10 protein-coding genes are annotated in these 14,922 nt (G+C 60.7%); 6 read left to right on the forward strand and 4 right to left on the reverse strand.

Going from position 1 to position 14,922, the window contains the following annotated elements; translation table 11 throughout:
- The first annotated feature begins 54 nt into the window (after nt 1–54).
- Nucleotides 55–738: a response regulator transcription factor gene (locus tag ALP40_RS15220; RefSeq protein WP_122209061.1), complete on the forward strand. Its 684-nt coding sequence runs from the start codon at nt 55–57 to the stop codon at nt 736–738.
- Entirely contained in the window at nt 735–2,117 is a 1,383-nt protein-coding gene (locus ALP40_RS15225; RefSeq protein ID WP_122209062.1) for an ATP-binding protein, read from the forward strand. Before ALP40_RS15220 ends, ALP40_RS15225 begins: the two co-directional genes overlap by 4 nt.
- Here the strand turns inward: ALP40_RS15225 and ALP40_RS15230 are convergent.
- Nucleotides 2,107–3,414, reverse strand: a complete 1,308-nt coding sequence (locus ALP40_RS15230; RefSeq protein WP_122209063.1) for an ATP-binding protein — start codon at nt 3,412–3,414, stop codon at nt 2,107–2,109. The genes ALP40_RS15225 and ALP40_RS15230 overlap by 11 nt on opposite strands.
- 184 nt (nt 3,415–3,598) lie before the next feature.
- Nucleotides 3,599–4,300: a response regulator transcription factor gene (locus tag ALP40_RS15235; RefSeq protein ID WP_122209064.1), complete on the reverse strand. Its 702-nt coding sequence runs from the start codon at nt 4,298–4,300 to the stop codon at nt 3,599–3,601.
- Between the two features lie 152 nt (nt 4,301–4,452).
- Between ALP40_RS15235 and ALP40_RS15240 the strand changes: the two genes are divergently transcribed.
- The 3 genes from ALP40_RS15240 to ALP40_RS15250 are packed head-to-tail and all read left to right on the forward strand — an operon-like array spanning nt 4,453 to nt 10,278.
- Nucleotides 4,453–5,616, forward strand: a complete 1,164-nt coding sequence (locus tag ALP40_RS15240; protein WP_122209065.1) for an efflux RND transporter periplasmic adaptor subunit — start codon at nt 4,453–4,455, stop codon at nt 5,614–5,616.
- Nucleotides 5,616–8,723 carry an efflux RND transporter permease subunit gene (locus ALP40_RS15245; protein ID WP_122209066.1) on the forward strand — a complete coding sequence of 1,036 codons (3,108 nt, stop codon included), beginning with the start codon at nt 5,616–5,618 and terminating at the stop codon, nt 8,721–8,723. Before ALP40_RS15240 ends, ALP40_RS15245 begins: the two co-directional genes overlap by 1 nt.
- 43 nt (nt 8,724–8,766) lie before the next feature.
- Nucleotides 8,767–10,278 (forward strand): MFS transporter, encoded by a 1,512-nt coding sequence (locus tag ALP40_RS15250; protein WP_310887069.1) that lies wholly within the window; start codon nt 8,767–8,769, stop codon nt 10,276–10,278.
- Between the two features lie 49 nt (nt 10,279–10,327).
- Here ALP40_RS15250 and ALP40_RS15255 read toward each other — a convergent pair whose 3' ends face one another.
- A complete protein-coding gene (locus ALP40_RS15255; RefSeq protein ID WP_122209067.1) occupies nt 10,328–12,409 on the reverse strand; it encodes a PAS domain-containing sensor histidine kinase in 2,082 nt (693 codons plus the stop codon).
- Between the two features lie 308 nt (nt 12,410–12,717).
- Nucleotides 12,718–13,608, reverse strand: a complete 891-nt coding sequence (locus tag ALP40_RS15260; RefSeq protein ID WP_122209068.1) for a LysR family transcriptional regulator — start codon at nt 13,606–13,608, stop codon at nt 12,718–12,720.
- A gap of 167 nt (nt 13,609–13,775) precedes the next feature.
- On the opposite strand from ALP40_RS15260, the gene ALP40_RS15265 reads away from it, so the two are divergent.
- On the forward strand, nt 13,776–14,858 hold the full coding sequence (locus tag ALP40_RS15265; protein ID WP_122209069.1) for a 4-oxalomesaconate tautomerase: 1,083 nt from the start codon (nt 13,776–13,778) through the stop codon (nt 14,856–14,858).
- The last annotated feature ends 64 nt before the right edge of the window (nt 14,859–14,922 follow it).

Here is a 14,922-nt window from a genome sequence, read left to right on the forward strand (position 1 = left end):
CGCTGCGTGACACGTCGAGTGACGGCATAATCCTCACCCCTATCAGAGTCCGCCATGCACGTATTGCTGTGTGAAGATGATGAGCTCATTGCAAGCGGCATCGTTGCCGGCCTCAATGCCCAAGGATTGGTCGTCGATCATGTGGCGTCGGCTTCGGCCGCTTACGCGCTGTTGAAGGTCGCGCAGTTCGACGTGATGATTCTCGATTTGGGGCTGCCCGACGAAGACGGCATCAGCCTGCTGCGCCGACTGCGTCTGGGTGGTCAGACGATTGCGGTGTTGATCCTCACTGCGCGTGACGACATCGATGATCGGGTCAAAGGGCTTGAGGCCGGTGCTGACGATTACCTGCTCAAACCGTTCGATCTTCGCGAACTGTTTGCGCGACTGCACACACTGGTGCGGCGTGCTGCCGGGCGAGCGGTGAACATCATTGAGCATGGCGCTGTAACGCATGACCCCAGTACCCGGCAAACCTGGCTGGCGGGCATCCCTATCACGCTGTCGCGCCGCGAACAGGCGCTGCTGCTGGCCTTGCTGAACAACCGGGGCCGTGTGCTCTCGGTGGAGCAACTGAAAGATTGCGTCTACGGATTGGGTGACGAAGTGGAGAGCAACGCGCTGAACGTCCATATCTTTCACCTGCGTCGAAAACTGGGCGGGGCGATTATCGAGACAGTACGAGGTTCAGGGTATCGAATCGGCCATGTCGGCGATACGCAAGGCCTCCAGTCATGAGCTTGCGGCTGCGGCTGAGCCTGATCCTGGGCGTGGCCTTCGTTGCGGTATGGGCGATTGCGTCGGCGTGGATGTTTCAGGACGTGCGCAATCGAATGATGGAGTCTCTGGATCAGCGACTCGTGGCATCGGCACGGATGGTCGCAGGCTTGGTGGATCGCTTGCCTGAGCCCTTGGCGACCCAGGAAAGCGGCACCCGTTTCAGCGCCGACCAATTGGGCGTTCCCGATGGCATGGCCTGTGAGGTCAGCTCGTTGCGTGGTGAGGTTCTGGTCAGCACTCACAATGCCATGAACACTGCCATTGCCAGCCCCGAGGGCGGATTCCACGACCAGACCATCGACGGCGAGCGCTGGCGAATTTTCACCCTCTTGCAGGGCGATATTCGTATCACCACAGCGGATCTTGAGAGTGAGCGCGAGGCGCTCAATCAGTCCGTGATGGTGTCGGCGTCCATTCCGGTATTGGTCGCGTTGCTCGCCTGTATCGTCATGCTTTGGTTTGGGGTCGGCAAAGGGCTTGCTCCGCTCAATCGCATGCGCGATGAATTGAAAAAACGCAATGTCGATTCCCTTGAGCCGTTGCAGCTCGACATGCTTCCCAGCGAGCTGCAGCCGCTTCTGGAAACCCAGAACCACCTGCTGGCCCGCATCGGTAAGGCCGTCGAGCGTGAGCGTCGTCTGACCGGTGACGCGGCGCACGAGTTGCGCAGCCCGCTGACGGTGATCAAAACCCATTTGCAGGTTGCCCAGATGACCTCGGGCGCAGCTCGCGATCTGGCGCTGACACGCGCAGAACAGGGGGCTGACCGGTTGCACAATACGCTTGAACAACTGCTTCTGCTGGCGAGGGTCGAAGGCAGCCTTCCATTTGACGACGGCACACGATGCAGTGTCGAGCAGGTGCTTTCTCTGGCGATTCAGGACGCAGGTGGTGACGCCGCACGCTGTGTGCTGACGTCACCGGCCGGTGCCTCTTCTTTGCTCCTGGACATGCAGGCGGTGCTGGCGGTCGCCGCGTTGCGTAACTTGCTGGACAACGCCTTGCGCCACAGCCCCGAGCAGACTCAGGTCACCATCAGCGTTACCCACGACAGTGACTTTGCGTTCGTCAGCGTCAGCAATGTCAGCTCAACGCTGTCGGCGGACAATCTGCAATCGATCACCAAGCGTTTCTGGCGTAGCAGCACAAGCACCGGTTGCGGATTGGGACTGGCCATTGTCCAGGCCATCGTCGAGCGTTGTGGTTGCACGATAACGCTCGACTGCGCTGATCAACAGTTCAATGTCACGCTGGGCCTACCCTTGTTGCTTCAGATCGGACAGGCGTTGCCTGGGGGAAGGCTCAAGGCGCTCGAAACCGAGGCCGTCAGGCGCTGACGCACGGCAGAACGATCAGGAATCGCGCACCGCCCAGCGGCGATGAGTCGACCTGAAGCTGGCCGCCCTGGCATTCGATGGCTCTTCGGCTGATTGCCAGCCCAAGGCCAAACCCGCCGGTTTCGCGGTCACGGCTGCGGTCCATTCGGTAAAACGGTTCGAAGATAAGCGCCTTTTCGCTGTCGGGTATGCCGATACCATCGTCCTCCACGGCCATGTACAAGCCTTCTTTGGGGTGCAGCCGTACGCTGACCCTGACCTGGCCCGAGCAATAGCGAATGGCGTTGCCGATCAGGTTTTGCAGGGCTCTGGCGGTCAGGCGCGGGTCGAGGACGAAGCGTTCCGGGGCGGTGTCGGTCTGCAGGCTCAACGTGAACGGCCGGGCGTCCTGAGTGTCGAGAAAGCCGCCCAGCACACTGTCCAGAAAAGCCTGCACCGGCACGTTCTGTCGATCCGCTTGCTGGTAGGGCGATTGCAGGCGCGTGTAAGACAGCAACTCATCGATCAGTGTGTCCAGCTCCCTGATATGACCGAGCATTTGCTCCAGCCTCAGCCGGGTAGGAGCCTGGAGCGGGTCGGTCAGCACCAGCGCCATGCCGAACTCAAGCCTGGACAGCGGGGTGCGCAATTCGTGGGATACGGCGTTCAACAGCTCTTGCTGCTGGTTGAGCAGGTGGCCGATGTCCTGTGCCATTTTGTCGAACACCTGCGCCAGCTCGCCGATATTGGAGCGCGGCGAAATATGCGTGCGTTGCGCCAGATTACCCTTGCCCAGCATCATTGCCGTGTGTTTGAGCCGCTGAAGGTCGCGCCAGTGCGGCCAGAACCAGATCGACAGACAGCCCAGCAAGGCGGCGCCGACCAACACGTTCATCAGCCAGTACATGATGTTGATGTCCACTGGCGGGTCCGGGAACAACAACTCGATCACCCGGTCAGTCGAGAGCGGAGTCATGACGGTGCTCGCCATGCCATAGTCGCCGGTGCGCAACGCATTCGCGCCCTGTAAAAGCTCGGCCCGTTCGCTGTTGGTAAGGTCCTTGTCGTCGATCGACAGCACCCTCAACTGAAGTGGGGAAAAATCGTTTTGCAGCTCGCGCTCGATGTCGGGCCACGAGGCTTGAGGCGCCTGAGTGAAGCGTGTCTTGATCAGCTTCAGCGTGCCCCTGACTTGCTCGTGGTTGTACGTGAGGTTGCGTGCTTCAAAGACCTTGAGCACCAGCTCGGGCACTGCGTACAGCGCGAGGGTATAGGTCACCAGCAGGATCAGATAAAGCCGGGCGAGCATCTTGAGCATGGTGATGAGTCAACGGTTGAAAGACGAAAAATTGCAGCCGATCAGCGGCCGGGCCGAGGCTGTCGCGGGCAAGCGCGCTCTTGCAGCCATGTGTGTGGCGATACAGCGCTGTGGTGAGAACACCTGGGCCTCTCCACAGATAATTATGTTTATCCGGCGGGTCAGGTGTCGCTTGACGGACGGCCTACTCATCCCATTCCGAGCGGCTGAGCAGGTAGCCTTTACCCCATACGGTCTTGATCTTGCGCGGGTCGCCCGGGTCATCTTCGAACTTGCGCCGCAACTTGGAGATGGCGACGTCGACCGATCGATCGACCCCATTGAATTCGATGCCACGCAGTTGCTGAATCAATTGGTCGCGACTCAGCACTTCACCCACGTGGCTGGCCAGGACCAGCAGCAGGTTGTATTCACCGGACGAAAGCTCGACGTCCTGTCCACGCCATTGCACCTGACGCTCGGTGAGGTCGATCAGCAACTGGCCGAGCGCAATCTGCCGCGCATCATGGCCAGGCGTGGCAGCCGCGCTGCGTCTGAGCAGCGTGCGAATCCGCGCCAGCAGAACCCTCGGCTCGCATGGCTTGGCAACATAGTCATCCGCACCGGTTTCCAGCCCCAGGATCTGGTCGTCGCTCTTGCCACGGGCGGTGAGCATGATGATAGGCAGGGCGGGTTGTTCATCGCGCAACTGTCGGCAGACATGCAGCCCGTCCAGCCCCGGCAGCATCAGGTCGAGGATGACCAGGTCCGGCCGCAGTCGGTGCATGCCTTCCAGCGCGCGGTCGCCACGGTTGACCACGCTGACCTGATATTCAAAGCGCTGCAGATAGCTGGCAATCAGCTCTGCCAGTGCAGCGTCATCCTCGACAAGCATGATCGTGGTCATTGTTCGGGCCGTTTCACAAAGAGGGTCAGCATAACCAAGGCAGCACGCCCCGGCGTGAAGCCTTAACACTTCTTCACATCTTCCCAACACTTGTTTACACGCGCTGGCGGGCGCGTCTCTAGCATGGCGTAACGTCCAGAGGAACGCCAATCATGCTGTCAGTCCTGTCTCTTCATCCACGCCGTTTGTTGCTCTGTGCAGGGCTTGCCATGCTGGCGGCATGCAGTGAGCCACCTGCGCCGCAGGACGCAACGCCTGCGCAGGTGAGTGTGGAAACCGTCAAGCCCCAACCGCTGACCCTGACCACCGAACTGAATGGACGGCTGGTGTCGCCGCGCACGGCCGAAGTGCGCGCACGCGTGGCCGGGATTGTCTTGCAAAGGGTCTACCGCGAGGGGACCGACGTGAGGCAGGGCGATGTGCTGTTTCGTATCGATCCGGCACCGTTTCAGGCCGATCTGGAAAGCGCCGAAGCTGCGTTGCGCAAGGCTGACGCCAACCTCTATCAAACCCGATTGCAGTCGGATCGCTACGCCGAGCTGGTGGCGATCAATGCCGTCAGCCGTCAAGACGCTGAAAACGCCAAAGCCGGTTTTTTGCAGGCTCAGGCAGATGTTGCGTCCGCTCGCGCCGCACTCAAGCGTGCCCGTCTGAACCTAGGCTATGCGACGGTCACGGCTCCAATATCAGGGCGTATCGGCAAAGCGTTGATCACCGAAGGGGCGCTGGTCGGGCAGGGCGATGCCACGGCGCTGGCGATTATTCAGCAGTTGCAGCCCATCTATGCCGACATCAATCAGTCCACTCGCCAGATTGGCGAACTGCGTCGCTCGCTCCAGCAAGGTCAGTTGCAAGCACTTGGGCAGGAGCAAATCAGTGCAACGCTGATTCAGGAGGATGGCAGTCTTTACCCGGAAAAAGGCCGGTTGCTGTTTTCCGACCTGACCGTGGACCAGAGTACCGGCCAGGTCACCCTGCGCAGCGAGTTTCCCAACCCCCGCAATGAGTTGTTACCGGGCAGTTTCATTCGCGTGCAGTTGGATCAGGCTCACACCGCCCAAGGCATTACCGTTGCCCAGCGTGCCGTGCAGCGTGATGCGGCTGGCAAGGCGTTGGTGATGATCGTGGATGCCGATGGCAAGGTTCAGGAGCGTACGGTCGAACTGGGCGCGGTGCAGGGCAATCGCTGGATTGTTCAATCCGGTCTTCAGGCAGGAGATCGCGTCGTGGTGGCCGGCTTGCAACACGTGCAGCCGGGTATGAAGGTCAAGGCTGAAGAGCAGGCCGCGCAGTTCGCCGAAACGGAGCACAAGTAATGGCACTGTTCTTTATCGGTCGACCGGTCTTTGCCTGGGTCATCGCCCTGTTCATCGTGCTGGCAGGTCTGCTGGCGATACCGAAGTTGCCCGTGGCTCAATACCCCAGCGTCGCGCCGCCTCAGATCGAGCTGACCGCCACCTATCCCGGAGCCTCGGCCCAGACCATTGATGAAAGTGTGGTCAGCCTGATCGAGCAAGAGCTGAACGGTGTCAATCACCTGTTGTATTTCAGCTCCAGCAGCAGTCAGGGAACGGCCACCATGACCATCACCTTCCAGACCGGCACCAACCCGGAGCTTGCCAAGGTCGATGTGCAGAACCGCCTGAAGATCGTCGAGCCACGTCTGCCGCGCGCGGTGAGCCAGCAAGGTTTGCAGATCGAAGAAACCTCGGCGGGCTTTCTGATGATCGGCACGCTGACCTCCACCGACGGGCGTCTGGATGAAATCGCCCTGAGCGACTACCTGACGCGTAACGTGGTGAACGAGCTCAAGCGTCTGGAGGGTGTCGGCAAGGCCCAGTTGTTCGGTTCTGAACGTGCCATGCGGATCTGGATCGATCCTGCAAAACTGGTGGCCTATAACCTGACCCCGGCTGACGTGAGCCAGGCGATTGCCGAGCAGAACGTGCAGGTGTCGGCGGGCAGTATCGGCGATCTGCCGTCCCCGTCGGGTCAGGAGCTGACCGCAACCGTCATGGTCAAGGGCCAGCTCAGTACGCCACAGGAGTTTTCCGCCATCGTCCTCAAGGCCAACCCCAACGGTTCCAGTGTGACTGTGGGCGATGTGGCGAGGGTTGAGGTGGGCGGTCAGAGTTACAACTTCGCGACCCGTCTGGACGGTAAGGCGTCCGTGGCTGTCGGCGTGCAGCTGGCACCTGCGGGTAACGTAATGAGCACCGCGACGCTGGTGCGCGAAAAGCTCGACGAGCTGTCGCGCTATTTTCCGGCGGGTGTGAAATATGACATTCCCTATGACACATCGCCTTTCGTCAAAGTCTCGATCACCAAGGTTATCCATACTTTGATGGAGGCGATGGCGCTGGTGTTCGTCGTGATGTTCCTGTTCCTGCAGAACATCCGCTACACCTTGATTCCGGCGCTGGTGGTCCCGGTCGCCTTGATGGGCACCTTTGCGGTCATGTACCTGCTGGGTTTTTCCATCAACGTGTTGACGCTGTTCGGCATGGTGCTGGCCATCGGCATTCTGGTGGACGACGCCATTGTGGTGGTGGAAAACGTCGAGCGGTTGATGGTGCAGGAGGGCCTGTCGCCCAAGGACGCGACGCGCAAGGCGATGGGCGAAATCAGCAGCGCGATCATCGGGATTACGCTGGTGCTCACGGCGGTGTTCATTCCGATGGCGTTCATGCCAGGTTCGGTCGGCGTGATCTACCAGCAGTTCTCCATTTCGATGGCGGTGGCGATTGTGTTCTCGGCGTTTCTGGCGCTGAGCCTGACCCCTGCGCTGTGTGCGACGTTGCTCAAGCCGATTGCCGCCGGTTCGCATCATGAAAAACGTGGCTTCTTCGGCGCATTCAACCGCACGTTCGAGCGCTTCAGCAGCCGTTATGAGGGCTGGGTCAGCCAGTCTGTGCGACGTATCGGTCGTTACATGCTGCTGTTCGTGCTGCTGGTGGGGGTCATGGGGGTGTTGTTCAGCCGTTTGCCTTCATCGTTCCTGCCGGTCGAGGATCAGGGTTACACCATCACTGACATCCAGCTGCCTGCAGGCGCGAGCCAGAGCCGGACCATTGAAATTGCCAGACAGATCGAAGCTCACAACGCCACGGAGGCCGGTATCACCAACACGGTGATGATCCTGGGCTTCAGTTTTTCCGGCAGCGGGCAGAACGCGGCGCTGGCCTTCACGACCTTGAAAGACTGGTCCCATAGGTCCGCAGAGGATTCTGCCCAGGCCATTGCAGACCGTGCCACTGCCGTGTTTCAGGGCCTTAAGGACGCGATGGTATTCAGTCTGCTGCCGCCTCCGGTAGAGGGGCTCGGTACTTCGGGCGGTTTCGAAGTTCGCCTGCAGGACCGCGGTGCCCAAGGGTATGACGCCTTGACTCGGGCGCGTGACGAGCTGCTGAGCAAGGCCGCAGCAAGTCCGCTCCTTCAGAACGTGCGTGAGGCCTCTCTGGCCGAAGCCCCGCAGGTCAATATCGAGGTGGATCGCCAACAGGCCAACGCGATGGGCATCTCGTTTTCGGACATCGCCAATGTGCTGTCGACATCGCTGGGGTCTGCCTACGTGAACGACTTTCCGAACAAGGGACGCATGCAGCAGGTCATCGTGCAAAGCGAGGGAGATCGTCGCCAGCAAGTCGACGACCTGCTGCGTCTGGAAGTCAAAAACCGTCAGGGTCGTATGGTGCCGGTATCGGCCTTCGCCAAGGCTGTATGGTCGCGAGGCCCTGCCCAGCTCAACCGATACAACGGTTACCCCGCCGTGAGCCTGTCGGGGGAACCCTCTGCGGGGCGCAGCACGGGCGAGGCGATGGAGGAACTGGAGCGTCTGGCGTCGGCATTGCCCACAGGCTTTGCCCTGGAGTGGACCGGCCTGTCCCTGCAGGAACGCGTGTCTGGCGGGCAGGCACCGCTGTTGCTGGCGTTGTCCATGCTGGTGGTGTTTTTGTGTCTGGCGGCGCTCTATGAAAGCTGGGCGATTCCGGTTGCGGTGCTACTGGTCGTGCCGCTGGGCATCCTGGGCGCGGTGCTGGCCGTCACGCTGCGGGGCATGCCCAACGATGTGTTCTTCAAGGTTGGCCTGATCACCATCATTGGTCTGTCGGCCAAGAACGCAATTCTGATCATCGAGTTCGCCAAGACGCTGCATGATCAAGGCATGGGGCGGGTCGAGGCGAGCATTCAGGCAGCCCGATTGCGTCTGCGGCCGATTGTGATGACCTCTCTGGCCTTCATTCTTGGCGTCGTACCGCTGGTGTTCGCCACGGGTGCCAGTTCGGAGAGCCAGCAGGCGATTGGTACGGGGGTGATCGGCGGCATGCTGACCGCGACGCTGGCGGTGATTTTCGTGCCGGTGTTCTTCGTGCTGGTCATGGGGCTGGTGGAACGGCTGAAGCGGTCCGCACGCCCGACGTAAGCAGGCGGTCGCTGCATTCGTTACTGTGGAAAGGTGATTTTTCGTGTCGGGAAACGCTGCAAATCGTTGGTGGGTGTTGTTGTCGGTGATGATGGCTTTTCTGCCGATCGTGCTGGACATGACCATTCTGCATGTCGCCGTGCCGTCTCTGACCCTTGGCTTGCAAGCCACCGGCGCGCAGGTGCTGTGGATCATCGACATCTACCCGCTGTTGATGGCCAGCCTGTTGATCCCGATGGGCACGCTCGCTGACAAGGTGGGGCATCGCCGGATGATGGTGCTGGGGCTGGGGATTTTCGGCGTCGGCTCCGTACTCGCCGCGTTTTCGCCCACGGCCTGGGCGCTGGTGGGGGCACGAGCGTTCATGGCATTCGGGGCTGCGATGGTCATGCCCTGTACGCTTGCGATCATTCGCCAGACCTTCGAAGACGAAACCGAGCGGGCCACGGCACTGGGTGTGTGGGGCGCCGTTGCCTCTGCGGGCGCTGCTGTCGGCCCACTGGCGGGCGGCGCACTGCTGGAGCATTTCTGGTGGGGGGTGGTGTTTCTCGTCAACGTTCCGGTCATGCTGGTCGTGATGCCGCTGGTGATCGCCTACAGCCCGAGGCATTCCACGCTGAACGATGCACGCTGGCCAATCGGTCAGGCGGTGGTTTTGATGGCGGGCATCATGGCGAGCGTGTACGCGCTCAAGTCCGGTTTTGTCGCCGGCCAGTCGCTCGTGGTCACCGGTGCCTTTTTCATCGCGGGGGTGTGCCTGTTGGGCGGGTTCGTCAGCAAGCAGCTGCACTCGCCCGCGCCAATGCTGGATCTGAGCCTGTTCAGGATTCCGGCCATCGGCGCAGGCGTCGGTATGGCGCTGGTGGTCATGGGCGCGCTGGCAGGTGTGGAGTTGATGCTGGCTCAGGAACTGCAGTTCGTGCTGGGGCAGACGCCGTTGCAGGCCGGGGTGTTCATGCTGCCTTTGATGATCGCGTCGGCCGTCGGCGGGCCTTTTTCGGGGCGGATCCTGCGCGCTGTCGGCTTGCGGGTGCTGGCCAGTGCTTCACTGCTGGTGTCAGCGGGGAGCCTGGTCGGCCTTGCCGTCGTGGGTGTGGCAGGCGGCGGGGTCGAGGTGGTGGGGTTGCTCGCTGCGTTGGGGCTGGCGCTGAGCGTTGGCATGACGGCGTCTTCATTGGCAATCATGAGCAACACGCCGGTGGAAAAAGCCGGGTCTGCCGGTGCGCTGGAAGCCACCAGCTACGACCTTGGATCTGGGTTGGGCATCACCGTATTCGGCATTGTGCTGGCTTCCAGTTATCAGCGCTCCATCCAGTTACCCAGTGGTCTTGCGCCTGAACTTGCCGACGCCGCTGCGCGCTCCATTGGCGAAACCATGATGGCGGCGAACGCGCTGGGTGGCGAGCAAGGGCAGCAATTGGCAGCGGCCGGACAGGCCGCCTTCAGCCTGTCGCACAACCTGGTACTGCTGTCCGCCGCGGGGCTGATCGCGTGGATGAGCGCGGTGGTGTGGCGGGTGTTGCGTCATGACCCGGCGCCACGCAATGAAACGTGATGGGTGCAGGTGTCTCAGGGAGTGGTCATTACGAGCACCACCCCATGCTTCACTTGAAGGCGCGTAGCTGATCCCGGGCGCCCTCGCTGATCAGTTCCTTGATTCTGGACGCTAGCAGCTCCAGCCCGAACGGCTTGGTCAGTATCTGCGTCTTGGGTCGCAGGTGGCAGCCGTCCAGTGCCGAGGTTTCGGCGTACCCGGTGATGAACAGGGTGGGCAGGGCGGGACGGTTCTGGCAGGCTATATCCGCCATTTCACGACCGTTCATGCCGCCTGGCAGACCCACGTCGCTGATCAGCAGATCGATAGGGATATCGGATCTCAGAATATCCAGGCCTGACTGGGCATCGGCGGCTTCGAGTGCATGGTAACCCTGGCTTGAAAGCACCTCGACCACCAGCATCCGCACGGACGGTTCGTCATCGACCACCAGCACCGTTTCGCCCTGATGGGGCTGGGCCGATTCACCGTGGCGGGTATGAGCCGGCTGTTCGCCTGGAGCCGGAATATGCCGAGGCAGGTGCATCACGATGGTGGTGCCCTGACCTTCAACCGATTCGACTTTGATCTGACCGCCCGACTGCCGCACGAAGCCATACACCATCGACAGGCCCAGGCCCGTGCCCGCCCCGATCGGTTTGGTGGTGAAAAAGGGTTCGAACGCCTTGGCCACCGTGTCCGGGCTCATGCCCGTGCCGGTATCGGTCACGCGGATGCTCAGGTGTTCGCCTGCGGCTACGCCATGATCGGGGTCAATGCATTCGTCGAGCGACGCATTGGCGGTTTCGATGACGATACGGCCGCCGTTGGGCATGGCGTCGCGAGCGTTAAGGCACAGGTTCAACAGCGAGTTTTCCAGCTGCGCGTGGTCGATCAGTGCAGGCCACACATCTTTGCCTGCAACGACGTTCAGCTCGATGGACGGGCCGACTGTGCGACCGATCAGCTCTTCCATGCCATGAATCAGGGTGTTCACGTCGGTGACTTCAGGCGACAGGGTTTGACGCCGGGAAAAGGCCAGCAGGCGGTGGGTCAACGACGCGGCCCTGCGAACGGCACCCTGAGCGACCGTCACGTATTTATCCACATCGGCCAGACGACCTTGGGCCATACGGGTTTGAATCATTTCCAGGCTGCCGGAGATGCCGGCCAGCAGGTTGTTGAAGTCGTGGGCGATGCCGCCGGTGAGTTGCCCGACAGCGTCCATTTTCTGCGCGTGTCGCAGCGCGTCTTCCACCTGTTCACGTTCATGAATGGCCTGCTCGATACGTTGTTCAAGTGTCTGATTGAGCTCCTTGACCGCGACTTCGGCCTGCTTTCTGGCCGTGACGTCAATGGACGAGCCGATCAGGCCGATGACTTCACCTTCGTCGTTAAGCAGTGGAGCCTTGGTCGAGAGGAAGGTGGCCGTCGAGCCATCGGGCAGATTGACTTGCTCCTCGATCTGCTCGCTGGTGTTGCTGTCCATGATTCGGCGGTCGGTCTCCATGATGGTCCGCGCCTGAGTCTGGTCATCCAGAAAATCCATATCGGTTTTGCCGATGAAGAATTCCGGCGGCTTGCCGATCAGGGTTTCTGTCCCGCGATTGGCCACCAGCATCCGGCCTTCCAGGTCCTTGGCGTAGACCACACCCGGAACCGCTGCCGTAAAGATGCGCAGCAGTGAGGTCAGCCGGTCCCGCTCCTGCTCGGCGGCACGGCGCGCCTCGATATCGAGGAGTACGCCGGGGCAGCGCAGGGCGCTGCCCGCTGCATCGCGCTCTATGCGGCTGTTCGCTTCGACCCAGCGGTAGACGCCGTCCTTGTGCCGGACCCGGTATTCACACCTGAAAACATCGCCACTTTCGAGGATGTCCTTGATAGCACCGCCCACCCTGGTCACATCGTCCGGGTGAATGGATGCCATCACGCATTCCAGTGGCAGACCGTCCTGGCAATTCTGCTTCAGCAGCCCAAAGGTGCGAGCAAAGCGTTCGTCGGCCACGAGCAGGTCGGCAGAAACGTCCCACACCCAAGTGCCTACGACAGCCCCCGAGTCCAGTGCCAGCTGCATCTGCTCGAAAGTTTCCCCGCCGGGAGAACCCGATTGTTCTGAATGTGTTGGCCCCAGGTCAGGCGCATCGTTATTCATACGTTCGACTCATTTACGCGCTTGGTTCGCAAGGCCTCAGATAGTCAGGCAATTTTGCGAAGCAGAAGTTGTGCTCACTAAAAACTATTGCAGTCACATGCCGAACAATGGACGTCACTGACACAGGATCATTCCATACAATACAGGTTTGTGTGATGTTAAAAGAACATCATTGTATCGGCGTGGGATTGGGAATCAGCGACGCGCCACTGGACAGTTCGGTCTGCACGCACGCCCCGGTGTTTTCTGCGCGACAACGCCTTGTAGAAGACGCGATGAGTCCTCCCACAACTTGGCAGTGCCAGTCACTACTGCGGCCATTGCTCCAGCAACATCGCGACGAACTTTTCGGCAGCGGGGGACAATGAAGCGCCGCGCCTGGAGACGAGCCCCAGTGTTCGGATCACGACCGGATCAATCAGCGGAACGCTGACCAGTGTCGGGTGATCTTCGGCGGGCATGGCCAGGCTGGGCATGGCTGAGATGCCCAGCCCGGCCTCAACCATCCCCAGCGACGTCGACAAATGTTGCACTTCGTAGAACCACTTCGGACGCCAGCCCAGTCCGGCCAGGGCGTGGTCAAGGATCATGCGGTTGCCACTCAAGCGTCCTACGCCAATCAGCCGGTAATCGCTCAGTTCGATCCAGGCCACGGATTCGCGTTTGGCCAATTCATGATCCCGACGGCACGCCAGCACGAACGGCTCTTTTACCAAGGGTACGAATTCGATGTCGGGGTGTTGCCCACTCATCATGTTGATGCCGAAATCTGCCTCGCCCCGCAGCACGGCTTCCAGGCCCTCGTTGGCGCTCAGGTCCAGCAGGCGGATGCGAATCTGCGGGTAACGCTCGTTGTACAGGCGGATCACGCTGGGCAGGAAATAGAACGCGGCAGTCGGGATGCAGGCGAGGGTAACCTGTCCGATCTGACGCTCGGCCAGTTCGCGAATGTTGAGGATCGAATCTTCGAAATCATCCAGCAGCCGGCGCGCCTTGGGGAAGAAATCCCGGCCTACACTGGTCAGGCTGACCCGCCGAGTGGTGCGGTCCAGCAACGATGTACCCAAGCCCTGTTCCAGCTTCTTGATGCGCCGAGTGAGCGCGGGCTGCGAGATGTGCAGCACTTCGGCAGCCTCATGAAAGCTGCCAAGTTCGGCGATCTTCACGAAAGATCGGATATCTTGCAGTTCATATTCCAAGATTCATTCCTCGCTGCCGGGCATGAAAAGACACTATAACGAGCTTATATTCTTTCGTTAAGTGGAATAATAGCTACGATCTTTGCATTGGATAAAACATAAACATCCGTGTGACTCTTGCTTTCAACGCATCAATGCCTCCAATTGATCACCAAGAGTCAGACCTTATGCAACCGATTCCCTGCGTCCTCATGCGTGGCGGCACCTCCAAGGGGCCGGTATTCCTCGCCAGTGATTTACCTGTTTCCACGGCCGAACGTGACGAACTGCTGTTGGCCGTCATGGGCTCGGGGCATGAACTGGAGATCGACGGCATTGGCGGTGGCAGCCCACAAACCAGCAAAGTCGCCATTGTCAGTCCTTCACCCCACCCTGACGCCGACGTCGATTACCTGTTCGTGCAAGTGATGGTGTCCCAGCGTCGCGTCGATACCGCACCCAACTGCGGCAACATGCTGTGTGCCGTCGGGCCTTTTGCGGTCGAGCACGGGCTGGTGGCAGCAACCGGCGATGTCACTCAGGTGCGGATTCGCAACCTCAACACCGGCACGTTCGTTTGCGCTGACGTCAACACGCCGGGCGGTCAGGTCAGTTATGACGGCGACACGCAGATCGACGGCGTACCCGGTTCGGCAGCGCCCGTACAGTTGACCTTTCTCGACGCCGCAGGCAGCAAGACCGGCAAGCTGTTCCCGACCGGCCACCAGACTGATGTCTTCGACGGCGTGCCGGTGACCTGCATCGACATGGCGATGCCGATGGTCATCATCGAGGCTTCGCTACTGGGCAAGCGCGGCGACGAGAGCCCTGCCGAACTGGACGCCGACACCGACTTTCTGCGCAAGCTCGAAGCACTGCGGCTCAAGGCCGGTGCGGCGATGGGGCTGGGCGATGTCAGCGAAAAGGTCATCCCCAAGCCCGTGCTGGTTGCTCTGCCCAGCGCAGGCGGTACGCTCAAGGTCCGCTACTTCATGCCGCATAACTGCCACAAGGCGCTGGCCATCACCGGTTCGATTGGTTTGGCGACGGCCTGTGTCAGCAACGAGACGGTGGTTGCGAAGTTGCTGGGCATCAGCGGCAATGATCGCTTGCAGCATGTGCGAATCGAGCACCCAAGCGGGGGCATTGACGTCGCCATGAGCTACGTCGGTCCTGACCGGCAGACCATTCGGGCCTCGGTGGTGCGTACTGCACGACGGCTGTTTTCCGGTGAGGTCTATGCGCCACTCGCTCAACGATTGGCCGGGTAACTATCAGCCGCCAGACTGTTTATTCAAACCCGCATCAGAACAACTCCAATAATGGGTGATGCCT

This window comes from Pseudomonas viridiflava (genome assembly GCF_003702045.1).
Lineage (GTDB): Bacteria > Pseudomonadota > Gammaproteobacteria > Pseudomonadales > Pseudomonadaceae > Aquipseudomonas > Aquipseudomonas viridiflava_C.

Coding starts and splice junctions, on each gene's coding strand:
- ALP40_RS15255 (WP_122209067.1), bottom strand. CDS start 12,409: ATGAATAACGATGCGCCTGACCTGGGGCCAACACATTCAGAACAATCG.
- ALP40_RS15235 (WP_122209064.1), bottom strand. CDS start 4,300: ATGACCACGATCATGCTTGTCGAGGATGACGCTGCACTGGCAGAGCTG.
- ALP40_RS15265 (WP_122209069.1), top strand. CDS start 13,776: ATGCAACCGATTCCCTGCGTCCTCATGCGTGGCGGCACCTCCAAGGGG.
- ALP40_RS15240 (WP_122209065.1), top strand. CDS start 4,453: ATGCTGTCAGTCCTGTCTCTTCATCCACGCCGTTTGTTGCTCTGTGCA.
- ALP40_RS15220 (WP_122209061.1), top strand. CDS start 55: ATGCACGTATTGCTGTGTGAAGATGATGAGCTCATTGCAAGCGGCATC.
- ALP40_RS15245 (WP_122209066.1), top strand. CDS start 5,616: ATGGCACTGTTCTTTATCGGTCGACCGGTCTTTGCCTGGGTCATCGCC.
- ALP40_RS15225 (WP_122209062.1), top strand. CDS start 735: ATGAGCTTGCGGCTGCGGCTGAGCCTGATCCTGGGCGTGGCCTTCGTT.
- ALP40_RS15230 (WP_122209063.1), bottom strand. CDS start 3,414: ATGCTCAAGATGCTCGCCCGGCTTTATCTGATCCTGCTGGTGACCTAT.